The sequence below is a fragment of the Deinococcus metalli genome (assembly GCF_014201805.1).
Classification (GTDB): domain Bacteria; phylum Deinococcota; class Deinococci; order Deinococcales; family Deinococcaceae; genus Deinococcus; species Deinococcus metalli.
On the sequence record NZ_JACHFK010000001.1, the window covers coordinates 301651 to 325585 of the forward strand.

At 72.1% G+C, this 23935-nt stretch carries 21 protein-coding genes; 4 read left to right on the forward strand and 17 right to left on the reverse strand.

All coding sequences use genetic code 11. The features are described 5' to 3' along the window. The first annotated feature begins 168 nt into the window (after window positions 1–168). The 3 genes from bamA (at window position 169) to HNQ07_RS01550 (ending at window position 5957) form a co-directional block, all read left to right on the forward strand. Window positions 169–2826 carry an outer membrane protein assembly factor BamA gene (gene bamA / locus HNQ07_RS01540; protein WP_184109133.1) on the forward strand — a complete coding sequence of 886 codons (2658 nt, stop codon included), beginning with the start codon at window positions 169–171 and terminating at the stop codon, window positions 2824–2826. Between the two features lie 113 nt (window positions 2827–2939). After that, window positions 2940–4505 (forward strand): NFACT RNA binding domain-containing protein, encoded by a 1566-nt coding sequence (locus HNQ07_RS01545; protein ID WP_184109134.1) that lies wholly within the window; start codon window positions 2940–2942, stop codon window positions 4503–4505. Window positions 4506–4601: 96 nt separating this feature from the next. Continuing rightward, window positions 4602–5957: an HD-GYP domain-containing protein gene (locus tag HNQ07_RS01550; protein ID WP_229831792.1), complete on the forward strand. Its 1356-nt coding sequence runs from the start codon at window positions 4602–4604 to the stop codon at window positions 5955–5957. Between the two features lie 55 nt (window positions 5958–6012). On the opposite strand, the gene HNQ07_RS01555 is transcribed toward HNQ07_RS01550, so the two are convergent. The 11 genes from HNQ07_RS01555 to HNQ07_RS01600 form a co-directional block, all read right to left on the reverse strand. Next, complete coding sequence (locus HNQ07_RS01555) at window positions 6013–6948, reverse strand: carbohydrate kinase family protein (RefSeq protein ID WP_184109135.1); 936 nt, start codon at window positions 6946–6948, stop codon at window positions 6013–6015. Between the two features lie 319 nt (window positions 6949–7267). Beyond that, on the reverse strand, window positions 7268–7753 hold the full coding sequence (locus HNQ07_RS01560) for a GNAT family N-acetyltransferase (protein WP_184109136.1): 486 nt from the start codon (window positions 7751–7753) through the stop codon (window positions 7268–7270). Next, window positions 7753–8319: a QcrA and Rieske domain-containing protein gene (locus HNQ07_RS01565; protein WP_184109137.1), complete on the reverse strand. Its 567-nt coding sequence runs from the start codon at window positions 8317–8319 to the stop codon at window positions 7753–7755. The genes HNQ07_RS01560 and HNQ07_RS01565 overlap by 1 nt, the downstream gene beginning before the upstream one ends. A gap of 58 nt (window positions 8320–8377) precedes the next feature. Continuing rightward, the gene (locus tag HNQ07_RS01570) at window positions 8378–9412 is read right to left on the reverse strand and encodes a c-type cytochrome (RefSeq protein WP_229831791.1); all 1035 of its coding nucleotides are present in this window, start codon (window positions 9410–9412) and stop codon (window positions 8378–8380) included. Next, window positions 9412–9897, reverse strand: coding sequence for a cytochrome c-type biogenesis protein (locus HNQ07_RS01575; RefSeq protein WP_184109138.1), 486 nt, complete (start codon window positions 9895–9897; stop codon window positions 9412–9414). The genes HNQ07_RS01570 and HNQ07_RS01575 overlap by 1 nt, the downstream gene beginning before the upstream one ends. Further along, entirely contained in the window at window positions 9897–10478 is a 582-nt protein-coding gene (locus HNQ07_RS01580; protein ID WP_184109139.1) for a TlpA family protein disulfide reductase, read from the reverse strand. Before HNQ07_RS01580 ends, HNQ07_RS01575 begins: the two co-directional genes overlap by 1 nt. Before the next feature lie 39 nt (window positions 10479–10517). After that, on the reverse strand, window positions 10518–12500 hold the full coding sequence (locus HNQ07_RS01585) for a heme lyase CcmF/NrfE family subunit (RefSeq protein ID WP_184109140.1): 1983 nt from the start codon (window positions 12498–12500) through the stop codon (window positions 10518–10520). A 10-nt stretch (window positions 12501–12510) separates the two neighbouring features. Beyond that, window positions 12511–12984: a cytochrome c maturation protein CcmE gene (gene ccmE, locus HNQ07_RS01590; RefSeq protein ID WP_184109141.1), complete on the reverse strand. Its 474-nt coding sequence runs from the start codon at window positions 12982–12984 to the stop codon at window positions 12511–12513. Beyond that, window positions 12981–13106 carry a hypothetical protein gene (locus HNQ07_RS23915; RefSeq protein WP_260322697.1) on the reverse strand — a complete coding sequence of 42 codons (126 nt, stop codon included), beginning with the start codon at window positions 13104–13106 and terminating at the stop codon, window positions 12981–12983. Before HNQ07_RS23915 ends, ccmE begins: the two co-directional genes overlap by 4 nt. Beyond that, window positions 13099–13806: a cytochrome c biogenesis protein CcsA gene (gene ccsA, locus HNQ07_RS01595; RefSeq protein WP_184109142.1), complete on the reverse strand. Its 708-nt coding sequence runs from the start codon at window positions 13804–13806 to the stop codon at window positions 13099–13101. The genes HNQ07_RS23915 and ccsA overlap by 8 nt, the downstream gene beginning before the upstream one ends. Window positions 13807–14028: 222 nt before the next feature. Next, window positions 14029–15840 (reverse strand): S8 family serine peptidase, encoded by a 1812-nt coding sequence (locus HNQ07_RS01600; RefSeq protein WP_184109143.1) that lies wholly within the window; start codon window positions 15838–15840, stop codon window positions 14029–14031. 173 nt (window positions 15841–16013) lie between these two features. Between HNQ07_RS01600 and HNQ07_RS01605 the strand changes: the two genes are divergently transcribed. Further along, entirely contained in the window at window positions 16014–18470 is a 2457-nt protein-coding gene (locus tag HNQ07_RS01605; protein WP_184109144.1) for a tetratricopeptide repeat protein, read from the forward strand. Between the two features lie 34 nt (window positions 18471–18504). On the opposite strand, the gene HNQ07_RS01610 is transcribed toward HNQ07_RS01605, so the two are convergent. The 6 genes from HNQ07_RS01610 to HNQ07_RS01635 are packed head-to-tail and all read right to left on the reverse strand — an operon-like array spanning window position 18505 to window position 23897. Then, complete coding sequence (locus HNQ07_RS01610) at window positions 18505–19206, reverse strand: heme exporter protein CcmB (protein ID WP_229831790.1); 702 nt, start codon at window positions 19204–19206, stop codon at window positions 18505–18507. Then, window positions 19203–19859 (reverse strand): heme ABC exporter ATP-binding protein CcmA, encoded by a 657-nt coding sequence (gene ccmA, locus HNQ07_RS01615; protein ID WP_229831789.1) that lies wholly within the window; start codon window positions 19857–19859, stop codon window positions 19203–19205. The genes HNQ07_RS01610 and ccmA overlap by 4 nt, the downstream gene beginning before the upstream one ends. Next, a complete protein-coding gene (locus tag HNQ07_RS01620; RefSeq protein WP_184109145.1) occupies window positions 19844–20527 on the reverse strand; it encodes a cytochrome c biogenesis CcdA family protein in 684 nt (227 codons plus the stop codon). Before HNQ07_RS01620 ends, ccmA begins: the two co-directional genes overlap by 16 nt. Before the next feature lie 59 nt (window positions 20528–20586). Next, window positions 20587–21000: a penicillin-binding protein gene (locus HNQ07_RS01625; protein ID WP_184109146.1), complete on the reverse strand. Its 414-nt coding sequence runs from the start codon at window positions 20998–21000 to the stop codon at window positions 20587–20589. 58 nt (window positions 21001–21058) lie between these two features. Next, window positions 21059–23488, reverse strand: a complete 2430-nt coding sequence (locus tag HNQ07_RS01630; RefSeq protein WP_184109147.1) for a transglycosylase domain-containing protein — start codon at window positions 23486–23488, stop codon at window positions 21059–21061. A 31-nt stretch (window positions 23489–23519) separates the two neighbouring features. Beyond that, entirely contained in the window at window positions 23520–23897 is a 378-nt protein-coding gene (locus HNQ07_RS01635; protein ID WP_184109148.1) for a response regulator, read from the reverse strand. Between the last annotated feature and the right edge of the window lie 38 nt (window positions 23898–23935).

Here is a 23935-nt window from a genome sequence, read left to right on the forward strand (position 1 = left end):
GTCCGCTCAAGCCCTGCGCCGGCCGGAGCGCTGTGGGAGCGGCCACCCTTCACCCTTCTCAGGGGCAGAGCGGCAAGTGTGGGCGCAGGATTTCGCCACGTCCGGCCCCCAAGGCGCCCTCGCCGCCGTGGGGGCGACTTCAGGGCCATGTGCGACACTAGGAGAAGCATGCGACACCCCCTCACCCTCGCCGTCACCGTGCTCCTCGCCGCGCCCGCTGTCGCCCAGACGGCCGGCACCGTGCAGGACATCACGGTGGTCGGCACCAGCGAACTGCTGGCCAATTACCTGCGCGCCACCCTGACCGTCCAGCCCGGCGCCGCCCTGTCCAGCGTGAACCTGCGCCAGGTCGAGCAGGAGGTGCTCGCCAGCGGGTACTTCAAGACCGCCGTGGCGGAACTGCGCACGGTCGGTGGCAAGGACACCCTGCAGATCACCGTCACGTCCAACCCCACCATCAGCGCCGTGAACGCCACGGGCCTGACGTTCCTGCCGGCCGAGGGCTTCAAGAAGTCCATCGGTGAACTGCTGAACATCGCGCCCGGCGCCACCCTGAACACCCAGCGCCTCGAACAGGCCAAGGAAGCGCTCGCCAGCAACTACGCCAGCGAGGGCTATCCGTTCGCGCCCAGCATCAGCTCGGACGTGAAGACGAACACGGACGGCACCGCCACGGTGAACTTCGTGGTGGACGAGACCGCGCCCATCAAGCGCGTCGAGGTCAGCGGCGTGACCCTGCTGCCGTCCAGCACGGTCACCGCGATCTTCAAGCCGCTGTACGATGCCAAGAAGTTCACCCCGGACGCGTACTACGCCGCCGTGCAGGGCCTCCAGCAGGCCTACGACCAGGCCGGGTACCTCCAGGCCGGCGTGGACACCCGCACCAGCACCCTCGCGGACGGCGTCCTGAAGGTCCAGGTCGTCGAGGGCAAGGTCGCCGCCATCAACACCAGCGACCTGGGCAACCCCCAGGCCACGCTCCAGACGCAGCAGGGCAAGCCCGTGACGCTCGCCTCGCTCCAGGCGGACGTGCGCACGCTGGCGAACCAGACCGGCAAGCCCGTGGGCTTCGCGCTCCAGCCCGACGCCCAGAACCCCGGTCAGGTCACGGTGCTGTTCGGCGCGGCCGACGTCGCCAGCGGCCCGGTCAAGAGCATCGCGGTCAGCGGCAACACGCTGGTGCCCACCGCGCAGCTCCAGGCGGCCATCAAGACCAAGGTCGGCGACACCTACACCCCGCAGCTCGCGCAGGAGGACTTCCTGGCGCTGCGCGACGTGTACCGCAAGGCCGGCTATGAAATCAGCACCCGCGACGCCATCACCTTCACAGACGGCGTGCTGACCTACACCGTCCGCGAGGTGAAACTCGTCGGCTACGAACTGCAGTGGGCCGGCAAGCACCGCACGGTCGACCGCGTGATCCTGCGTGAACTGCCGGAACCCGGCAAGGCCTTCAACCTCAACGAACTGCGCGCGTCGCTGGGCGCCATCGCCCGCCTGGGCTTCGTGAAGGTCACCACCGAGACCGTGCGCAGCGACCCGCAGACCCCGGAGAACGTGACCTACGTGCTGGGCCTGTCCGAGACCACCACCGGCATTCCCGTGAACCTGGGCCTGACCTACGACTCCTTCGCGGGCGGCTGGGGCGGCGACGCCGCGTACACGAACACCAACGCCTTCGGCCTGGGGCACAACTTCACGGTCGGCGTGGGCGCGCAGCAGAACGAGGCCGGGCAGAGCCTGGTCGGGAACGTGTCGTACACCATCCCGTGGCTGGACCTGGACTTCCTGGACTTCCGCAAGAACCGCACCGCCCTGAGCGTCGCGGCGGGCAGCAACGTCACCGGCAACACGCCGATCCTGACCACCCCCACCAGCGGCACCCTGACCTCCTCGGACGGCACGAAGACCGTCCAGCCCGACGCCGGCAGCGACACCGGCTTCGACTACACCACCCGCACCACCAGCTTCAGCGTCAGCGCGGGCCGCAACCTCACCAAGAACCTCAGCGCGAACGTGGGCGTGGGCGTGTCGTACCGCACGTACTACCTGGAAGCCCTCAAGGCGGACACCACCACCGCCGTGCAGGACGGCAACGCTAAGGTGAAGGTCAAATCCACGGACGCCAGTGGCAATGTGACCGAGACCGAGGTGCTGGTCGCGCCGACCTACGCCACCCCGCTGATCCCGGACGCGTCGGTCACCACCCGCATCAGCGGCGGCCTGAGCTACGACAGCACCGACAACGCCGAGTTCCCCGGGGCAGGCCTGCGCGGCGGCCTGGCGGCGGGCTACAACATCGGCCGGCAGGGCGACACGCCGCTGTCGTGGACGGACGTGCAGGCCGGGATCATCAAGTATTACGGCTTTGGCCGCACGCTGGAAAAGGAACTCAACGTCCAGACCAAGCAGCAGGTGTTCGCGGTGCGCCTGAACGCCGGCACCATCCTGAACGCCGGCACGGCGCCGGCCGGCACCGGCTTCTCCATCGGGGGCGGTAGCAGCCCCAACCCCGCGTTCCAGCTGCGCGGCCTGGACAACGCCGCCCTGTTCGGCACGCACTACGTGACCAGCAGCGCCGAGTACCGCTACGACTTCGGTCTGAAGTCCGGGATCGCCCAGGGCCTGTACGGCGTGCTGTTCGCGGACGCCGGCACCGCGTGGAGCGACACGACCGCGGCCAAACTCAACTACGGCTTCGGGGCGGGCGTGCAGCTGAACCTGGGGATCGGCGGGGCGCTGCTGCCCAGCCTGCGCTTTGACTACGGGTACTCGCCGCAGAACGGCAGCGGCAAGTTCTCCTTCCGCCTCGGCAACTTCTGGTAACGCGCCGCCCATGACGCCGGACGTCCCCACCCCGGGGGCGTCCGGCGTGTCACGGGGCGCTACCATGCCCGGATGACCTCCGCCTACTTTGCCCGATCCACCGGAGGTGCGCCGTGGAGGGCCTGATGCTCGCGCGGGTGCTGCGCGACCTCGCCCCGCACCTGCCGGCCCGCACGCTGGGCTGGGTCTTCCCGGACGAGACGACCGCCGCGCTGCTGCTCGACGGCGTGGGCAACGTGGTGTTCGGGTACCGGCCGCCGCAGCCGGTGCTGTTCCTGTCGCGCGAGAGATTGCGCGGCGAGCCCCGCAGTCCCTTCCAGCGCACGCTGGCCGCCCGCGCCCGGGGCGACCTGCTGCGCGTGGAGCAGCTCAAGCTCGACCGGGTGGTGGCGCTGCACTTCGCCGGCGAGAGCGGCTTCGTGGACCAGGCGCCCACCCGCATCATGTTCGAGGTGACCGGCCGCAACGCGAACGTGCTGCTGCTGGAGGAGGGCGAGGGCTGGGACGGCCGCATCCTGATGGCGGCCCGCGAGGTCACGGGGCGGCGCAACCGCTTCCGCACCATCCGCACCGGCGGGCCGTACACGCCGCCCCCGCCCTACGACAAACCGGACCCGCGCGCGCTGACGCAGGCGCAGGCCACGGCGCTGGCGAGCGTGCCGCTGGGCCGCTGGCGCGAACATCTGGACGGGTTGGGTCCGCTGCTGGGCGCGGAACTCGTCCGGCGCGCCGGCCTGCCCGCCGACGCCGCGCCCGGCGAGCGCGTGCCCGCGGCCCTGGACGCCCTGACGTCGCTGGTCGCCGATCCCAGCGTCAGCGAGGGCGTGATGCAGGACGGCGCGCGCGAGGCTGCCCGGGCGGAGAAGGCCGCCGCGCTGCGCCGCGCTCTGCGCGAGCCGCTCGACAAGCGCCTGACCCTCCTGCACAACCAGCTGGCCGACGTGACCCGCGCCGAGGCCGGGCTGGACGCCGCGCACGTGGACCGCGAGGAGGCCGACCTGCTGATGGCCTACGCCGCGCAGGTGCCGCCCGGCGCGAGCAGCGCGAGCCTGCCCGCCTTCGACGGCAGCGGGCCGCGCCCGGTCGCGCTGGAACCGCAGCTGAGCGCCGTGCAGAACGCCGAGAAGCGCTACGCCCGCGCCCGCCGCCGCGAGGACGTCTACGAGCGCCTGGCCGAGCGGGAGCCCGCGCTGCGCGGGGAACTGGCCGAGACGCAGGAGCGCGCTGGCCGCCTGGAGGTCGCCTCGCTCGACGACCTGGAGGCGCTGGCCGCCAGCCTGCACGCCGAGCGGCCCGGCAAGAGCCCGTACGGCCTGCGCTCGGTCACGCCCGGCGGCTTCGAGGTGCTGGTCGGCCGCAACAACAAGGAGAACGCCACGCTCACGCACCGCATCGGGCGCAGCACCGACTACTGGTTCCACGCGCAGGGCTACCCCGGCAGCCACGTGCTGGTCCGCACCGCCGGCAAGGACCTGTCCCCGCCGGACATCCTGTATGCCGCGCAGCTGGCCGCCGCGCACAGCAAGGCGCGCGGTGGGGGCACCGTGCCCGTGGACTACACCCGCGTGAAGTTTGTGTGGCGCCCGCGCGGCGCGCCGGCCGGTCAGGTGCACTACACCGACCAGAAGACCGTGTGGGTGGACGCCGAGCTGCCCCCGGCGGCTGCCCCGGAGGCGTGATCCCAGCGGGTCTGGCCGATGTTTCGGCGCTGGAGCCACCAGCCGGGGGGCGTGGCAGCCTTTAGAAATGCTTTATGACGGTGGTACACTCCGGGCGTGTCCCGGCCGTCCGTGTGGTCGTTCCTGCTGCTCGCGCTGTGTCTCGGCGCGGTCGGCTTTGCGGCCCTGACCGGCCAGGCGGTGCTGCTGGCCGGCGCCGCGCTGCTCGTCGGGGTGATCTCGTGGCCGCTGGGCGGCGCGGCCCGCTGGCTGGCGCCCATCGTGTACGCCATCGGATTCGTCGTGGCGCTCACGCTGCCCGGCGCGGCCGCCGGCCCGCTGGACCTCGTGGGCGCGCTGCTGCTGATCGGCGGCCTGGGCTTCATCACGCTGCGTGACCAGGGCTCCGCGCGCGAACTCGCGTGGCAGCGGAACACCATCGCCGCCCTGCGCGCCGGCAGCGAACGTCTCGCGGAGGCGCGAGATGCCGACGCCATCATCCGCGCCGGCATCAACATCCTCGACCGGCTGCAGGTCGCTCCCAACATGGCCTTCGTGGCGTACCGCCAGGGCACCCCCATGATCCTCGCGGCGCGCGGCGCCTTCGAGGCCTACCTGGAACGGCCCATCCACCCCAGCGACAGTGACAGCCGTTCGGTGCAGGCCGACCACTGGGTGGCCGAGGAGGTGCTCGCACTGATGAAAAAACCCCAGCGCCGCAAGTACCATGTCGCCGCCGTGTACGGCCGCGCCACCACCCACCTGGGCGTGCTGATCCTGACCCGCAGCGAGGACGTGGACTTCGACGAGGACGAGATCACCGTGATCGCGTCCTTCGCCCGGCTGCTGGGCGCGCAGCTCGGCCAGTGGACCGCCATCCGCGAGCTGCGCGACGCGAACGAGCTCACCCTGCGCTCGCTGGGCGCGGCCCTGGAACGCCGCGACGACGACACCGGCGGCCACACCCTGCGCGTGGAGCGCAGTTCCGAGCGCCTCGCGCGCCGCCTGGGCTGGGCGGAGGAACAGGTCAAGGCGCTGCGCTGGGGCGCGTACCTGCACGACCTGGGCAAGCTCGCCATTCCCGACGCTGTGCTGCACAAGCGCGGGCCCCTCGACCCTGAGGAGCGCCGGGTGATCCAGCAGCACACCATCATCGGCTACGACATGCTCCAGGACCTGCATTTCCTGCCGGCCGAGACACTCGACCTGGTGCGCTACCACCACGAGCGCTGGGACGGCACCGGCTACCCCTCCGGTCTGCGCGGCCAGAACATTCCGGACACCGCGCGGCTGTTCACGATCATCGACGTGTACGACGCCCTGACCAACGCCCGGCCGTACAAGCCCGCGTGGACACGCGACCGCGCCCTGAACGAGATCCGCATGCAGGCAGGCCGCCAGTTCGATCCGCAGTACGTGGACGCCTTCCTGCGCATGATGGCCGAGCAGGACGACGCCCACCTGGTGAGCTGAGCGTCCCGGACGGACGGCGCCGGCCACGTTCAGGCCGGCGCCGTCCGTCTGCGGATCAGTTCATGGCGTCCAGGTCGGCCTGCGTCGGGGCGTATGCGCCCGCGTGCGCGCACGCGACGGCCGCGGCCTTCAGGCCCATGCGCAGGTGCTCGGTCCACAGCGCCTCCGGACGGCGCGTGGCGCTGAAGAGCAGCCCGGCGCACAGGGCGTCGCCGGCCCCCACGGTGTCCGCGACCTGCACCGGGAAGGTCGGCAGGTCCACGCTGCCCGCCGAGTGGTACAGGGTCGCGCCCTTGGCGCCGCGCGTGATCACGATGGGCGCGTCGTGGTTCAGGCCGCGCAGCAGCCGCAGCGCCTCCTCCTCGGTGGTCTTGGGGTAGAAGAAATCCAGGTCCTCGTCGCTGAACTTGATCAGGTCTGCGGCCTTCAGGACGCGCTCGAACACCGCCGGATAGTCCGGGTGCCGGTGAGTAATGCGGGCGTTCGGGTCGAAGCTGATCTTCACGCCCGCGGCCTTCGCCGCGCCGATCATGTCCAGCAGCGTGTCGGCCAGCGGCCAGCGGCTGAGGCTGATGCCGCCCACGTGCAGCCAGCGCGCCGCCTTCATCCAGCCGCCCGGCAGGTTCGCCGGCTCGAACAGCAGGTCCGCGCTGTTCTCGCCGAGGAAGCGGTACGCCGGCGGATTGGCCGAGTACACGACCGCGATCAGCGTGGGGGCCGGAAGCTGCTGCAGGAACCGCGGGTCAAGGCCTGCCGCGTCGCTGGCCGCCTTCAGGTCGTCGCCGAAGTTGTCCTGTCCGACCGCGCCCGCGAAGGCGCTCGGCACGCCCAGCGCCGCGCACGCCCGCGCCACGTTCCACGGCGCGCCGCCCGGATGGGCGTGCCACGCGTTCCCGCCGCCGGTCACGAGGTCGATCAGCGCCTCGCCCGCGCTCACGATCAGCGGCAGGGAGGTGGCGGCAGGGGCGGCCGGATCAGTCGCGTCAGGCATACCTCCTGATCGTACCGCGCGTCCAGATGCCTGCCGATCATGGTCTGATCATGGCCCGCGCGGGACGATGGTCGCGGGCGGCGTTCCGGCTTCATTTCCGGGGGGAGACACGCGCCGGAACGCGCCCGCCACGCACGGAGTCGGTCCGGTGGACCTGGGCCGCGTCGGAGCCGGCGGCGCGCGCTCCTGCGTCTCGCTGGACGCGCGGAGGCAGCCCGAGGGTGCGCGAAGTCTGCCAGGTGGTCGGGGACGGCAGGGCCATGACGTCATCACCTGGGGATGTTGTGACGGTGCAGGTTCCGTGTCCGTGGAGTGCCGCTCAGCGCAGATCGAGCGTGTACAGCGTCACGTCGAAGCCCAGCACCCGGCGCTCGGCCACGCGTTGAAAGCCGTAGGACTCGTACAGTGCGCACAGTTTCGGGCGCGCGGTCGCGGTGTCGAGTTTCAGCGCCGCCAGCCCATGCTCGCGGCCTTCCTGCACGGCGCGGTCCAGCATCCAGCCCGACAGACCACGGCCCTGCGCGTCCGGATGCACGGCCAGTTTGTGCAGGTACAGGGCCGTTCCCGGCGCATCCTCGGGCCAGAACAGGAGGTCGCGGTCCTGGAGCGACATGCACGCGGCGGCCCGGCCGCCCTGCCACGCCACCCGCCACGACGCGGCCGGATAGTGCTTCAGCAGCCGCTCGGGCGTGAGGGTCGCGGGCGGCCACAGCGGTTCACTGCGCGCTTCCAGCGCGGTAGCCGCAGCGATCAGCACGGCCGAGGCGGCGTCCACATCGCCGGTGGTCAGGGTCAGGTCGGGCATCAGCTCTCCGGGGCCGGGGCGGGCTCGATGCCGGTGGCCCAGACCTCGGCTCCCCGGCGTTCCAGGCGCACGCGGGGCAGCGGCGCGCGGGCCTTGCCGAACTCGGCCACGCCGGCGCGCAGCGGATCGAACACGCTGAAGTGGCAGCGGCAGCCCAGACGCGGGTACCCCTCGCCCTGCGGCGGGCGGTAGTTGAAGGCGAAGGCCAGCACCTCCGGGTCGCGCACGAGGTTCACGGCGCAGCCCAGGTGCGTGCATACCCGCGAGTACGCGATCAGGTGGACGCCGGACGGATCGTCCAGGCCGCCCGGCACCGCCTGCGGCACGCGCAGCAGCGTACACGGCCGGCCCGCGTAGGTGAACGTGCGCTCGGTCCACTCGCCCGCCACGTCGGTCAGCGGAGCGATGGCCAGGGGCGCCGCCCCCTGGAACGCTGGCGGCCCCGCGCCCTCCTTGCGGAAGGTCACGCGCGCCGCGTACCAGCCCAGGTACCCGAAGGTGCCCAGCGTGCCCGCCACCGGCAGCAGCCACCAGCGCTCCAGCACGTCCCGGCGCGTGAGCTTCATCCGGCCTCCGGGGGAAGGAAGGAGGGGGAGAGGAGCCGTGCTCCGGACGGCATCCCGCTCACTTGCCGGCCTTCTGCCAGCCCTCCAGCAGGGTCAGGAGCAGCGTCACGTCGGAGTCTTTCAGGGTCGGGAAGGCGGGCATGGCCCCCTTGCCCTGCCGGATGATGGTCGCCATCGCCTCCCGCGTCAGGGTGGACTCGCGCAGGTTCGGGCCGATGCCGCCCGCACCGGCCGGGCCGTGGCAGCTCGCGCAGTTCGCGGCGTACACGCTCAGGGCGGGATCATCCTGCTGGAGCCGTGTGCGCAGGGCGGTGATCAGCTCGTCCGCGTCGCGGCCCGAGGGATTGAGGGTGCGGTAGCGTTCCAGGGCGCTCAGGGCATCCTGGCTCTGCCCGAAGCGCGCCAGCGTGAAGCCCAGCAGGAGCTGCGACTCCGCGTCGTTCGGAGCGAGCTGCGCGGCGGTGCGGACCAGCAGCGCGGCCTGTGTGGCGTCCTTCTCGCCCAGCGTCTGGCCCGTGCGCTCGCCGCGCGTGAGCAGCAGGATGCCCAGGCGCCGAAGCGCCACCGGCTGCCGTGGATCGAGCTTGAGCGCGTTGCCGTACGCGGTGAGCGCCTGGTCGTAGGTGCCGGAGTCGAAGGCGGCCTTCCCCCACGCCAGGTAGTCCGCGTTTGCGCCCGTGCGCTCGGCCGTGGCCCGGAGCTGCGGCAGGTTCAACACGTTCTGCACGTTCGCGGCCTCGGTGGCGTCCAGCGACGCGAGCTGCCAGCGCGGCACCACCGTGAAGGCCGCGATCACCGTGATCACCAGGGCGAGCACGGCGCCGCCCAGCGCGAGCCGCCGCGCTCCGCCGGGACCGGGTGCGGGCGGCAGGGCGTCCAGCGCCCGCAGGGTGCGCGCCGCGCGGCGTTCCAGATCCGGTCGCCGGGTGTCGTCGCCAGACGCGGCCAGTTCGCCGTACAGCACGTCGCGCTGCTCCAGCAGTTCTGTGCGCTGGGCGGCGTCCGGGTCGGCGGCCTGACCGCGCCGCAGCGGCTCCAGCACCAGCCACAGCGCCACCAGCACGATCACGCCCAGCAGGATCACGCTGGCCATCAGCCCTCTCCCCGTCCGGCACCCGGCCGCGTCTCGCGCCGCACCTGCTCCAGGTACGAGTCGAAGGGCTCGGGCTCCATGACCGGCGCCGGGGTCGTGGCCGCCGGGCGCCGGCGCAGGAAGGTCCACCACACGCCGCCGCCCGCGGCCAGCGCCAGCAGCGGCGCGCCCCACAGCAGCAGGTTGCGTCCGCTCTTGGGCGGGTCCAGCAGCACGAAGTTGCCGTAGCGCTGCGCGAAGTACGCGTAGATGTCCGCGTCCGCTCTGCCGGCGGCGACCTGTTCACGCACACTCGAGCGCATCTTCACGCTGATGTCGCTGCGCGACTGCTCGATGGACTCGCCGGTGTCGCACAGCGGGCAGCGCAGGTTCTTCTGGATGGTGACCGCCCGCGCTTCCTGCGCCGGGGTCAGGGTGGGGGCGGCCGCCAGCGCGGGGCCCAGGAGCGCCGCGGTCAGGACGACGGCCGTCAGGACGCGCCGCATCAGATGCCGGGGACGCCGATGGTCACGAGCCCGGCGTTCAGGCGCTCGCGCGTCAGGCCGCCGCGGTCCATGTAGCGCACCACGCCAGTCTTGTCGATGAACACCGTCTCCGGGATGCCCGATACGCCGTAGTTCACGCCGGTGTCGATCCCAGGGTCCCTCAGATTCGGGTACGCCAGGCCGTACTCGCGGATGAAGTCCCGCGCGCTCTTCTCGCTGGTCTCCTGGAACAGGATGCCCAGGATCGCCACGCCGGACGCGCCGCCCTGCTTGTCCGCGAGTTCGCGGAACATCGGCGCCTCCTCGCGGCACGGCCCGCACCACGACGCCCAGAAGTTCACCACCACCGGGCGCCCGCGCAGGGCCTCCAGGCTGACCGGCACGCCGTCCAGACTCGTCAGGGTGAAGGCCGGCGCGGGCTTGCCGATCAGGGGACCGCCGGTCGTGGCGTTGTGCGCGGGCCGCAGCAGCGTGTAGCCCAGCACGGCAACCAGCGCGGCGGCGATCAGGGGCGGCAGGACGCGCCGCCACGCGGGAGCCGGCGGGCGGGACGCGGTGGACTGTGGGGCAGGTGTGGTCATCGGAACTCTCGGTCTCCAGCGGCAGGAAGGCGGGTGGGGTCAGTCGGTGGCGGGGGCGAGGCCCGCGGGCACGGCGCGCGGGGCCACGCGGCCCGGCGGCACCAGCGTCAGGCCGGCGCCCACGCAGATGATCACGGTGCCCCACCAGATCCACGACACCAACGGACTCTCGATCAGGTGCACGCTGACCCACTTCGGAGTGGCGCTCTGGTCCAGCGCGGTCAGGACCAGGTAGGTGTCGCCCAGTGCCGAGTAACGCACGGCCGGGGCGGGGAAGGCGGTGTTTCCGGCCTGCGTGTAGGTGTTCAGGCGGGCGCGGAAGGGACGGCCGTCGATCAGCACGCTGGCGACCGTGCTGGTACCGAACGGCAGCGCCTCGCGCCGGACGTCCTGCACCTGCACGCGTTCGTGCAGCAGCGCCGTGGGCGCGGCGTTCACGTTCAGGGTCGCCTGCGCCTCGGCGCGGTACGTGCCGCTGAACGCCAGCCCCAGCGCCACCACGACCAGCCCCACGTGCGCGAGGTACGCGCCGTAGCGGCGCGGGTTGAGCCGCACGGTCTGGCCCAGGCTGCTCTGCCGCGCGGCGCGGGCGGTCAGCAGGCCCAGGCCCAGCAGGTTGTACGCGGCCAGCCCCACCGTGGCGAGCACCGCCGGGCTGCGGACGCCGAACACCAAGGCGAGCAGCGCCGCGCCCAGCCCGGCGATCAGCAGGGGCCGCAGCGCCCGCCACAGCGTCTGGCCGTCGGCGCGGCGCCACGGCAGCAGGGGTCCCACGCCCATCAGCAGCAGCAGGCCCAGGCCCAGCGGAATGGCGAAGGCGTTGTAGAACGCCGGGCCGACCGACGCGTCGCGCCGGCCCTGCCACGCCTCCACGAAGGTGGGGAACAGCGTGCCGAGCAGCACCATGAACGCGAACACCAGAAAGATCCAGTTGCCGGCCAGGAACGCGCCCTCACGGCTGACGGGTTCCGGCAGCTCCGCGTCGTCGCGCAGTTTCGGGGCGCGCCACGCGGCGAGCGCGATCCCGGAGACCAGCAGCAGCGCCAGGAAGCCCAGGAACACTGGCCCGACCGGCCCGCCCGCGAAGGCGTGCACGCTCTGCACGATGCCGCTGCGGTTCAGGAAGGTGCCCAGCACGGTGCTGGAGTACGCCAGCACGATCAGCCACACGTTCCACGAGCGCATCAGGCCGCGGCGTTCCTGGATCTGCACGGAATGCAGGAAGGCGGTGGTCAGCAGCCACGGAATGAAACTGGCGTTCTCGACCGGGTCCCAGGCCCAGTAACCGCCCCAGCCGAGCGTCTCGTAGCTCCACCATCCGCCGGCCACAATGGCGGCGGTCAGGAAGGTCCACGCGACCAGCGTCCAGCGGCGGGTGACCGTGACCCAGTGGTCGCTGAGCCGGCCGGTGACCAGCGCGGCCACCGCGTAGGCGAAGGGCACGCTCAGGCCCACGAAGCCCAGGTACAGCAGCACCGGGTGCACGGCCATCATCCAGTGGTTCTGGAGGGCCGGGTTCGGCCCCAGGCCGTCGGCCGGTACGGTGGCCAGCGGCGTGAACGGCGACGCCACGCTGGCGCACACGCCCACGAAGAACAGCAGGCTCACGAACATCGCGCCCAGCGCCCACGGCCGCAGCGCGTCGCGCCGCAGCGTCAGGCTCATGATGAACGCGTACCCGGCCAGCAGCCACGCCCATAGCAGGATGCTGCCTGCCAGCGCGCCCCACAGACTGGTGATCTTCACCCACAAGGGCGAGGCGCGCATGGAGTGCTCGGCCACGTAGCGCACGCTGAAGTCGTCTTTCAGCAGCGCGGCCATCAGGATCACGCATGCCAGCGTGACCAGTGCGAAGACCGCCCACGTGGAGCGCCGGGCGGCCTCGGTCACGCGCGCGTCCGGGCGCACGCCGCCCACCACCGCCAGCCCCAGGCCCGCCAGCGTGAAGGCCAGCGCTGCCAGCAGCGCGAGCTGCCCCAGCGCCCCCAGCGGGCTGGCCGTGAACGAGATCAGGTTCAGCATGCCCGCGCGCTCACTGGCTTTGCCGCAGCAGCTGGTCCATGTCCGCCTGCGTCTTCGGCACGTTGTATTCCTCGGAGTGCTTCACGATGAGCTCCGTGGCGTGGAAGGTGCTGCCCTGGAACGTGCCGCGCACCACCACCCCCTGGTTTTCCTTGAACAGGTCGCTCACGGCGCCGCGGTACTGCACGGGGAAGCTCGCCCCGCCGTCCGTGACCGTGAAGGCCAGTTGCAGCGTCTGCGGGTCGTACTTCACGCCGCGCACCAGCCCCCCGATGCGCAGCGGGCGGCCCTGGAGTTCGGCGCGCTGCTGCACGTACTCGGTGGGCGTCACGAAGTACTCCAGGCTCTTGCCCAGGTTTCCGAAGGCGATGAAGGCCACGACCCCGATCAACGCCACCACGCCCAGCACCACTGGCAGCGGCGAGCGCCGGCGCCTCCTCGCCTGCGGCAGCGGGGTCAGGGTGGGCGGGGGGGTCGTGGTCACGCCCGGCCCCGGTCATCCTGGCGCGCGGCGCGCAGCCGGAGCCACATCCATGCCAGGTACGCCAGCAGCAGGCCGAAGGTCACCACATACACCACGATCACGTACCACGCGTACTTATCCACGGGCCACCCCCAGCGGCGTCTCGGCCTGCATCTCCAGGTCCTCGCGGGCGTCCTCGCGCGCGGCCAGGATGGCCCGCACGCGCAGCAGGTACACGTACAGCAGCGTGAACGCCACGGTCGCCATCAGCAGCACCCAGCCGTACACCGGGGCGGCGTCGAAGCGCACCTTGCCCAGCAGCTTGAGGGTCTGGGTCTGGTGCACGCCGCGCCACCACTCGACTGCCATGTAGTTGATCGGCACGTACAACGTGCCCACCAGCCCCACCACCGCCGACACGCGCGCGCGGCGCTCCGGGTCGTCGATCATGGTGCGGATCAGCAGGTACGCGCCGTACACCACCAGGCTCAGCGCCGTGGTCGTCAGTCTGGCGTCCCACACCCAGTACGTGCCCCACGTGGGCTTGGCCCACAGCATGCCGCCGACGATGGTCACCACCGTGAACAGCACCCCGATCTCGGCGCTGCTCATCGCCAGGCGGTCCCAGCGGCGGTCACGGCGGATCAGGTACAGCAGTCCGAACAGGCCGGTGCCGCCGTACGCGAGGTAACTCAGCCACGCGCTGGGCACGTGCACGAACATCAGGCGCACCAGCGAGCCCTGGTTGATGTCGAGCGGCGCGCTCAGGCCCAGCCCGGCCGCGATCAGCAGCGTGAGCAGCGTGGCCGCGCCCAGCAGCGTTGTCGTGAGGTCTCTTTGCATGTCGCTCCCCATTCTGAACCCCCCACCGGGGTCACACCGTGAGGCGGTGCGAGTGGGACGTTCTGGACGCTGCCAGGATCGTGCGCGGCGCAGAGCCCGGCAAGTGCGAGTGTCCTGATGGGCTGGTCGGCCCGGACAGGGGAGGGCAGGTTCGGCGGTGGACGGCACTACATGCCACAACCGGGCCGGCGTGGCGGGCCGGCCCGGTCGTGGTATGGACGCTTACTTGACGGTCGTCACTTTGTCGGTCTGGGCGGTGCCGGTATACGCGGTGGGGGCGTTCAGGAAGCCCTGGAGCACGACCTTCCACTGCCCGGCCACCGGGTTGGGAATGCTCACGGCCTCGCTGGCGCTGGTGCCCTGGGCGCTGGAGCCCACCAGCTGCCCGGCCGGGTTGTACACGTACAGGTCGAGGTCGTACGCGGGGTTGCCCCAGTCGGTCAGCACGCGCAGGGCGCTCGCGCCGGCCGGCACGCTCAGGACGTGCTCGTCCCTGGCGGTGGCCACGCAGTCCGCCACCGGGGCGCACGCGGAGGTGCTGACGTTACCGCTCCACGACGCGAGGGGCGACGTGGTCACGGTGGTGCGGCTGGGGTTCAGGCGGGCCGCCTCGCGCACCGCCGCGTCGGCGTTCACGTAGCCGAAGCCGACCTCCCACTCCTCGCGCTTCTTCACGACCACCTGGGCGGGATCGAAGCCGTTGGTGGCGCTCGCGGCGTAGTACATCGCGCGGCTGGTCTTCTTGAAGATGCTCAGGACGCCGTCCAGCGTCAGGCGCGGGTTGGCCTCCAGCATCAGGGCGACGACGCCGCTGATGTGCGGGGTGGCCATGCTGGTCCCGCTGATGGTCGCGTAGCGCGGGTTGTCGGTGTCGGGCACGGTGGTGGCGGCCACGCCGGTCAGGGAGCGGGCAGCGCTGATGTCCACGCCCGGCGCGGTCACGTCTGGGTGCACCAGCGCGTCGCCGGGGCGGCCCCGGCTGGAGAAGTCCGCGAGGTACCCGGTCTTGTCGCCGGCCGCGACCGAGATCACGCACGGGCTGGCCGAGTACGGGTTCAGGGTGTTGGCGTCCGGGCCCTCGTTGCCGGCGGCGAACACCACGACCATGCCCGCGTCGTAGGCGCGTTTGGCCGCCAGACTGATCGGGTTGTACGGCGCGAACTCGCCGGTGGTGCCCCACGAGTTGCTGATCACGCGGACGTTGTAGGTCTCGCGCACCTCGGGTTTCATTAGGTAATCGAAGCCCTGCAGCGCGTACAGGATGCTCAGCCCCTCGCCGCTGCCCACCCCGACGATCGACGCGCCGGGCGCCACGCCCCGGCGCATGCGGGCGCTGCCGGCCGAGGCGGCGCCTGACCCGCCGATGGTGCTGGCGACGTGGGTGCCGTGTCCGCTGCTGGTGTCGGTGTTCGGCAGGTCCACGTACAGGTAGCCGCCGGCCGGCGTGTCGGTCAGCGGCCCGACGATCTTGACGTTCTTCTTCAGGGCGGTCGAGAAGTCCGGGTGGGTGCCGTCCACCCCCGAGTCGATGATGCCCACGCCGATGCCCTTGCCGCTGACGTTGTAGGTGTCGCGGGCGGTGTCGGCGCCGATGAACTTCACGCTCTCGGCCAGCTTGTACTGCAGCGGCGCGTCCTGGTAGATGGACTGCAGGCCCGGCAGGTTCGCCTTCAGCGATTCGATCAGGTCGGGCGTGACCACCGTCTTCACGGCGATCATCGGCAGGCTGCTGAAGACGCCCAGGCCCCGGCCGGGATCGACCGGCAGGGTGGCGTCCATCCACGTGATCGCGCGGCCCTTGCTGACATCGTCTGCGAAGGACAGGATCAGCGTGCCCACCTGGCCGTAGCGCAGGCTGCTGTCCACCTGCACGCCCGCACTGCCGCCGGCGTAGAGCGCCTGGCACGCGGTCTGGGTGGTGGCCTGCGCGCCCAGGGTGGTGTGCTGAACGTCGGTGGCCGTCTGACCACAGGCAGCGAGGAGGACGGTGAGACCCAGGCCGATCACGGTTGGCAGTGTGGACGCGTTCTTCATGTGAGGCTCCTTGTGGGGTGGGGGTGCGTGGAGCCATTCCAGCAAACGGCCCTCAAAAAAAACACAAACGCCCTTCACGGTGCCCACAGGAACGGACGCTGGCACCCCGAGGGCGACGGGACAGCGGGTGACGGCCACAAAACGCCGTTTTGAACCGGGTCTATACTGCCGCCATGCTTCCAGTTCCGCGCGCGCTGCTTGAGCGTCTGCTCATCAGCCGGGCGGTGGTCGCGCCGGTGGAGCGCGGCGCCCTGCACACCGAACTCACCGCGTGGGCGCACGCGCAGGGCTGGACCGTGACGACGGAGCTCCCGGAGCCCGGTTCGCACCGGTGGCTGTGGCTGCCCACGTCCCGCCGCGCCCTGGAACAGCTGTGCGCCGCCGGCCCGGACGTGCTGATCCTCGACGGCGCTGACACCCTGCTCGGCCCCGAGGACTGGGCGGCGGCGCTGCCGGCCCTGAGCCCCGACCAGCAGCGGACCACCCACCGCGCGGCCGGCGGGTGGCCCGGCGCGCTGCCGGTCGCGCGGGCCCTGGGCCGCGCCGGCCCGGACGCCGCGCGCCACCCGGTGACGGCCGTGCTGCTGGGCGATCTGCTGCCCCCCGCGCCGCTGCGCTCGGCCGCCACGCGGCTGGCGGTGTCCACCCTGATCACGCCCGCCGTAGCCGACGCGCTGGACGTGCCCCCAGAGTCGCTGGACGCCCTGAGCGACGGCGGGTGGCTGTGGCCGGCGCCCTCCGGCTGGGCGTATCCGGCCCTGCTGCGCGCCGTGCTGTGTCCCCTGCCGGAGCCGGCCGCCGCGCGCCGCGCCGCCCACGCCCTGCACGGGGCCGCGCACGACGACGCCGCGCTGGACACGCTCGCCGGCGCGGAGGTATGGGACACCTACGTGGACCTGCTTGCCCGAAGCGCGCGCGCCGGCCACGGCGAGGCAGCGCTGCGGGCCCGCTGGGAGCCGCTGCCGGCGCGCTGGCGCGACGAGCCGGCCGCCCGGTACCTGGCCGGTCTGCTTGCGCGGGCGGCGGGCGACCTGCGGGAAGCCGACCGGCTGTACTCGCTGGCCCTGCCGGAACTGAGCGGTCCGGTGCACGCCCAGGCGAGCAACGCCCGCGGCGTGGTCCGCGCCATGCGCGGCGACGTGGACGGCGCGCTGACCGACTTCGAGGCGGCCGGCGCCGCCAGGGGCCTCGCGGCCGGCGAGGCCAGCCAGAACCGCGCGACCCTGCTGATCCAGCTCGGCCGGCACGCCGAGGCGCAGAGCAGCCTGAACGCGGCGGTCAGCGCGTTTCGCAGCGCCGGCGACCGTCACCGCGAGGCGCACAGCCTGGAAACGCTGGGCACCCTGCACTTCGGGCGCGGCCTGCTGCACGAGGCGCTGCCCGCGTACCGCAAGGCGCTCGACCTCTTCCTGCCGGACCAGGCGTCGCAGGCGGCGCTGGTGCACCTGAACCTCGCCGAGAGCCTGGCGCCGCTGGGTGAACTCGCGCAGGCGCACGCGCACCTCCAGGAGGCCGCCGCGCTGCCCGGCACCCTGGACGATCCGCGTACCGCCGGGTGGTGGCGCCGCGCCCGCGCGTCCCTGGCGCTGCACGCCGCCGACCCCGCTCAGGCGCTGACCGAACTCGGTCAAGTGGACACGGGTGACCGCAGCCTGCGGGCCGAGACGGCGCTGCTCACGGCGCGGGCGTGGCGCGAACTCGGTCAGCCGGACGCGGCCCGCGCCGCGCTGGCGGGCGCCGCCTCGCTGGGTCTGCGCGCCGACCTGGAAGCGGCCCTGCTGGGCGATTCTCCGCTGGACCCCGTGATCGAGGAGGCGCGCGCTGAGGAGGCCCGGCTGGAACTCGTGACCGGCCTGCTGGGCCGCGGGCGGCCGGACGACCTGGGCGAGGCCTTCGACGTGATCCGCGCGCACGGCTACCTCGCGCTGCTCGACACCCGCGCGGCGTCCCCGCTGGCTGGGCTCGCGCAGGATGCCGAGAGCCGCGCGCTGTTCCCGCTGCGGGTGCAGACGCTGGGGCCGCTGCGCTTCACGCACGCGGGCCGCACCGTGCAGCTCGCGGACTTCCCGACCCGCAAGAGCGCCGCGCTGCTGGTGGCCCTGGCGCTGGCCGAGCACCCGCAGTCGCGCGAGGTCCTCGCCGAGCGCTTCTGGCCCGGCGCGAAGAACCCGCTGGCGAGCCTCCAGACGGCCGTGTACCACCTGCGTGGCGTGTTCGGCGTGTCCCTGGTCGCCAGCGAACGCGGCCTGCTGAGCCTGCAGTTCCCCGTCCACAGCGACGTCTCGGCGCTGCGCCGCGCCCTGGGAGAACGCGACCTGGACAGCCTGAGCGCCCTGCTGCGCCCGGTGACCGCGCCCCTGAGCGTCCTGCCGGACCTGCCCGCCGAACTGGGTGAGGAACGCCAGCAGGCCGAGCGGCTGCTGCACGACGCCCTGCGCCTGCACGCCGAGGCGCAGCCCGCCGGCGACCTGCGCCGCCGCGACGCCCTGCGCGCGTTGATCACCGCCGATCCGCTGGACCTTGAGGCGCGCGACGACCTGATCCGCTGGCACGAGGCGCGCGGCGAGCACAACCACGCCGAGCAGGAACGTCGGCAGCGCGAGGAAGCCCGGCGGTCCCTGCACGGCTGAGCGCTGCCTCTGGGTCAGGCGGGGAGCCCGAGCGTCAGCCCTCGGCGGCGTAGGGAAACAGCAGGGTCGCCAGGATCACTGTGCCCACGTCGAAGGCGGTCAGGAATGTCAGCCACGTGCCCACCTCGCCCGACCAGCCCTCCGAGAGCAGCAGCGCCGTGGCCTTCACGGTGGCGATCACGACCGGCACCACGATGGGGAAGGCCAGCGCGGGCAGCAGCGCTTCGCGCGCGCGCAGGCTGACCGTGATGCTGCCGTAGAAGGTCGTGCCCGCCGCGAAGCCCGTCACGCCCAGCAGCGTGGTCAGGGCCAGCGCCGGCCACGGCACGGCCGTTCCGGCGCCCGCCGCGCCGAACAGGATCAGGCCGGTCGGCACCGCCAGCGCCGCGACCAGCAGCAGCGGCCCCAGCACGCCCAGCAGCTTGCCCACGTACAGCGCGCCGTGCGGCCCCGGCAGCAGCAGCAGCTGTTCCAGCGCGCCCGCCTCCTGCTCCTGTGCGAAGGCCCGCTGCGCGCCCACCGCCGCCGACAGCGCCAGCGCCGTCCACAGCGCTCCGGCCGCGACTGCCGCTGTCTGGGCCGGCGTGCGCGCGTCGCTGCCGCCCAGCGCGAGGCCCAGGATCAGCAGCACCAGCCCCGCGAAGAACGCCGTGGCGAGCAGGGCGTCGCGGGTGCGGCCCGCGACCCGCAGGTCCTTGGCCGCGACCGCCCACGCCAGCCGCAGGCCACTCCTCACGCCTCCACCAGCACGCCGCGCTCCAGCCGCAGGGCGCGGGGGGCCACCTGCCGGCTCAACTCCGGCTCGTGCGCGGCGACCACCAGCGTCACGCCGCGCGCACGCAGCTCGCCCAGCAGTTCCAGCACCAGTGCGCGGCCGCCGTCGTCGAGGTTGGCAAAGGGCTCGTCCACCAGGGTCAGGGGGCGGGCCAGCAGCCACGCGCGGGCCAGCGCCAGCCGCTTGCGCATCCCGGCAGACAGGTGCCGCACCCGGCGGTTCGCCGCACCCTCCAGGCCCACGCGCCGCAGCGCGCCCGGCACGTCGCCCGGCTGGCCGTACACGCGCAGCGCGAACGCCAGGTTCTCGGTGCCGCTCAGGTCGGGGTACAGGCCGGCGTCCACCGGCATCAGGTGGACGCCCTCCCGGACGGAGCGGCCGTCGCGCAGGTCGTAGCCCAGTACCCGGCCGTCCCCACGGGTGGGCCGCAGGGCGGACGCCAGCACGCGCAGCAGCGTGGTCTTGCCGGCGCCGTTCTCGCCCAGCAGGGTCACGCCCTCCCCGGCGGAGATGTCCACGGTCACGCCGCGCAGGACCGGTTCCCGGCCCAGCCGCAGCCACACGTCCCGCAACTGCACCGCGTAGGCGTCGGCGGCGGTCACACCCGCAGCCACGCGGGCATCACCTGATAGAAGAAGGTCGCCAGCCGCGTGAACTGCCCGGTCAGCATCATCACGCCGACCACGACCAGCACGCCGCCTCCGACCTTCTCGAACACGCCTGCGTAGCGGTTCAGGCGCCGCAGGTTCACGCGGTGCCACAGCAGCGCGGCCAGCAGGAACGGCACCGCCAGCCCCAGGGTGTACGCCGCGAGCAGCCCCACGCCGCTCGCCAGGCTGGCCGTGCTGGCCGCCAGCCCCAGGATGCTGCCCAGCGCCGGCCCCAGGCACGGACTCCACCCGAAGGCGAAGGCCGCGCCCAGCGCCACCGGGCCGTAGCCGCCGGCGTTCAATAGGGCGCGGGTGTCGCGCATCAGCAGCGGCACGCGGATCACGCCCAGCATCACCAGTCCGAAAAAGACGATCAGCACCGCGGCCACCCGTCCCAGCAGGATCTTGTGCGGCGCCAGCACGGCGCCCAGCGAACTGGCCGTCGCGCCCAGCGCGATGAACACCAGCCCGAACCCCAGGATGAAGCCCAGCGCCCGCGCCAGCGGCGCCCGCGCGCCGCCGATCACGCCCAGGTAACTGGGAACGAGCGGCAGCACGCATGGACTCAGGAACGACAGCAGCCCGGCCACGAACGCGATCGTCAGCGTCGGGGAGGCGGCGGGCACGGTCATGCGCGGAGTCTAGCGGCTCGCCCCGCGGGTGCGGCGGGTCAGGCGTCCTGCCCGCGCGATCAGGGCGTGGCCGGGCCGTCCAGGTCCGCGAGGCCCAGGTCGCCCCGGAAGGTGCCCTCCCACGCGTTCAGGATGCGTCCGCCCTGCGCCAGGATCACCGCCGGGTACGTGCCGACCCGCAGCGAGCGGGCGAAGGTGGTCGCGTCCGCGCCGCGCCACACGTTCACGCCGGACGGCGCCGGAGCGGGGATGTCCTCGGCGTTCACGGCGCGCACCGGCAGGCCGCTGTCCAGGATCGCGCGCCACAACTCGCCCAGGTCGCCGCAGTCGTGGCTGTACACCACGATCACCTCGCGCCCCGGGCTGACCCACGGGTGCGCGGGCAGGGCGTCACCCAGGCGCACGCGGGCCTGGGCCGGCATGGTCCCCAGGGCCAGCAGCAGGGTCAGCAGGGGAGCGCGCCTCAGGGTCATGCGCGTCAGCATGCGCCGCCGCCGTGGGTGCCAGGTGGGCGGGCGGTGAGGAGCGCGTTCACGGAGAGGCCGGAGTCGGTTTGGGAGTCGCCGGAGTCGACACGGCCGGCGCCGTGGTAGTGGGCGTGGCCGGGGCGGGCGTTGGGGCGGTCTGCGGCGCGCTGCCCTGGCTGCTGGCAGACTTGACGGCCTCGGGGTCCGGCGTCTCGTCCGGGAGCGGCTGGGGATTCGGGTCGGGCGCGTAGGCGGGAAGCTGCTCAATGTACACGCGGCGTTCCACGATGTTCTCGGGCGGGGTGAACTCGGTCGCCTGCCGGTTGGTGGTGCGGTCCACGCTGATCACGACGGTCTTCGGGTCACTGGCTGGCCGCACGTAGGTCGTCTCGCGGTATGGCGTGGGCTGGGGCGCGTCGGCCAGCACCTCGGTGTTCGCGGCGTCGCGGTACTGCGGGTCGAGCATGGCGACCTTCACGTCCCGCAGGTAGCCGGGGGCCGGCGTGTCGGCGTACAGGATGCCCGGCGGCTCGCTGAACTGCCGGACGGTGAGGCCCTGGTGCGCGAGCTCCATCATGCGTTTCCAGATGGGCGCGGCCACCTGACCGGAGTAGTAGTAGTTGGGGTTGCCGCCGCCCTGCTGCTTGCCCACCCACACGGCGCCGGTGTACAGCGGTGTGGTGCCCACGAACCACAGGTCCTTCACATCGTTGCTGGTGCCGGTCTTGCCCGCCACCGGCCACTCTCCGAACTTCGCGCGCGCCGCCAGCCCACCCTGGCGCTCGGTCCAGTCGTTCACCACGCCGCGGATCATGTCCAGGCCCAGGAAGGCCACCTGCGGTGTCCACACGCGGGCCGGCCGGGTCGGGTCGTTGGCAGCGTCGTACAGCACCTCGCCGCGCGCGGTGGTCACGCGCGAGATGTAGCGCGGCGCGCGGTACAGCCCGCCGTTCACGAAGGGAGCGTATGCGGCCGCCATCTTGATCGGGGTGGTCTCGACCGCGCCCAGCGCCGCCGCCAGCCCGGTGCCGTCGTTGGGCGGAATGCCCAGCGAGCGGAGTTTGGCGAAGAAGGTCTGCAGCCCGATACGGTCGGCCAGGCGCACCGTGACCAGGTTCAGCGAGCGGTCCAGCGCCTCGCGCAGCGTCATGGAGCGGTTCTGCGTGGCGCCCTCGAAGTCCTTGGGCGCGTACACGCCGCCCTTGCACGTCGGGCACGGGTACTCGACGGGCTTGTCGTCCTCCTCGTGCGCCTGCGTCAGGCCGGTTGAGAGCGCGGTGGTGTACAGCAGCGGCTTGATGGTCGAGCCGATCTGCCGCTGGCCCTGCGCGGCGTTGTTCCACGCGGCGGGCGGCGTGTCGCCCCGCAGTTTCTGCCCGATCATGGCGAGCACCTCGCCGGTGTACGGGTCGAGGATCGTGGCGGCCAGCGTCGCGCCGGGCGGCAGGTACGTCGTCTCACGGCTGGCGGTCTCGGCGGCGTTCTGGAGCTTGGGGTCCAGCGTCGTGTACACCCGCAGGCCGCCGGAGCCGTACACCTTGTCCCGCCCGAAGCGCCGGACGAGTTCCTGCTCGACCTGCCCCATGAAGTGCGGCGAGCGCGTGGTGACCACGGACTTGAGGTACTTCTGGGTCTTGTCCACCAGTTTCGCGCTGGTGACGGTGCCGTTCGCGTCGTACGCGACCTGCCACCCGCTCGGTTGCAGCTTCTCGCGCCACGCGGCGTCCGCCTGCGCCTGCGTGATCCACTTGTCCTCGACCATGCGCGTCAGCAGGGTCTTCATCAGCGGGCGCATCGCCTGGTAGTTGAAGTAGCGGCTGGCGTTGGGCACCAGCACCGTCAGGTACGCGCTCTGCGCCAGGGTCAGTTTCTTGGGCGTGGTGCGAAAGTACGCCTGCGCGGCCGAGTAGATGCCGTACAGCTCCACCGGCCCGCCGTCGCCCCAGTAGATGGTGTTCAGGTACGACTGGAGGATCTCCTCCTTGGTAAAGGACCGCTCGACCTCCACGCTCAGCAGCCACTCCTTGACCTTGCGGTCCGGGGTGCGTGCCTGGTTGTACTCCGCGAGCAGCAGCGTGTTCTTGACGAGCTGGTTGGTCAGGGTGCTGCCGCCCTGCACCGTCTCGCCGCGCGCCACGCGCTGGAACTGCCGGCCCAGGCCGTAGGGGTCCAGGCCGTAGTGCTCGAAAAACCGCCGGTCCTCGTTGGCGATCAGCGCGGCCTCCATGAAGGGGCTGATCTCGTCGAGGGTCACGATGGTGCGCGAGATCGCCTGGTCCCCGATCCGCGGAATCAGGGTGCCGAGCGGCGTGTTGTCACGCGCGTACACCTTCGTCTCGGCGCCCAGCGAGCGGGTCAGGTTGTCGAGCTGGCGGTAGTCCGGCAGTTCACGCCACCACTTCGTGCCGTAGGTGGCGGCCACGCCCACGCCGGCGACGACGGTGGCGATCACGAGCGAGAACAGGAACTTGAAGAAGCGCAGGATGAAGATCAACGTTCGGACTCCAGTTGCCCTGCGTCCGGTGCTAGCGCCGCCGTGCCTCCACCAGCTGGTTCACGCGGCCGCGCAGGTTCTTCCCGGACAGCGGCTTGTACACGATATCGTCTGCGCCCACCAGTTTGGCGTGGTCGCGCGTCTGATCATCGTCGAAGCCCGTGAGAAGAAGCACAGGGATGCCCCTCAGGCGCTTGATGCGCTTCACGCGGGAGCAGATCTCGAAGCCGTCCATGTGGGGCATCTTGATGTCCAGCAGCATCACGTCCGGCGTGTTGTCGCGCAGATAGTCGAGCGCGGCCTTGCCGTCCGACACCGCCACGATGTCATGCCCGTCGGCCGACAGGATGACCTCCAGCATGGTGCGGATGGCCGGTTCGTCGTCCGCGACGAGGATGGTGTACGCCATGCCCTCATGATAGGACAGCGTGTCTGACGCGGATCAAA

Excerpts from the sequence above, each read along its gene's own strand:
- bamA (WP_184109133.1), top strand. The coding sequence starts at position 169 with ATGCGACACCCCCTCACCCTCGCCGTCACCGTGCTCCTCGCCGCGCCC.
- HNQ07_RS01555 (WP_184109135.1), bottom strand. The coding sequence starts at position 6,948 with ATGCCTGACGCGACTGATCCGGCCGCCCCTGCCGCCACCTCCCTGCCG.
- HNQ07_RS01560 (WP_184109136.1), bottom strand. The coding sequence starts at position 7,753 with ATGCCCGACCTGACCCTGACCACCGGCGATGTGGACGCCGCCTCGGCC.
- HNQ07_RS01565 (WP_184109137.1), bottom strand. The coding sequence starts at position 8,319 with ATGAAGCTCACGCGCCGGGACGTGCTGGAGCGCTGGTGGCTGCTGCCG.
- HNQ07_RS01570 (WP_229831791.1), bottom strand. The coding sequence starts at position 9,412 with ATGGCCAGCGTGATCCTGCTGGGCGTGATCGTGCTGGTGGCGCTGTGG.
- HNQ07_RS01575 (WP_184109138.1), bottom strand. The coding sequence starts at position 9,897 with ATGCGGCGCGTCCTGACGGCCGTCGTCCTGACCGCGGCGCTCCTGGGC.
- HNQ07_RS01580 (WP_184109139.1), bottom strand. The coding sequence starts at position 10,478 with ATGACCACACCTGCCCCACAGTCCACCGCGTCCCGCCCGCCGGCTCCC.
- HNQ07_RS01585 (WP_184109140.1), bottom strand. The coding sequence starts at position 12,500 with ATGCTGAACCTGATCTCGTTCACGGCCAGCCCGCTGGGGGCGCTGGGG.
- ccsA (WP_184109142.1), bottom strand. The coding sequence starts at position 13,806 with ATGCAAAGAGACCTCACGACAACGCTGCTGGGCGCGGCCACGCTGCTC.
- HNQ07_RS01600 (WP_184109143.1), bottom strand. The coding sequence starts at position 15,840 with ATGAAGAACGCGTCCACACTGCCAACCGTGATCGGCCTGGGTCTCACC.
- HNQ07_RS01605 (WP_184109144.1), top strand. The coding sequence starts at position 16,014 with ATGCTTCCAGTTCCGCGCGCGCTGCTTGAGCGTCTGCTCATCAGCCGG.
- HNQ07_RS01620 (WP_184109145.1), bottom strand. The coding sequence starts at position 20,527 with ATGACCGTGCCCGCCGCCTCCCCGACGCTGACGATCGCGTTCGTGGCC.
- HNQ07_RS01625 (WP_184109146.1), bottom strand. The coding sequence starts at position 21,000 with ATGACCCTGAGGCGCGCTCCCCTGCTGACCCTGCTGCTGGCCCTGGGG.
- HNQ07_RS01635 (WP_184109148.1), bottom strand. The coding sequence starts at position 23,897 with ATGGCGTACACCATCCTCGTCGCGGACGACGAACCGGCCATCCGCACC.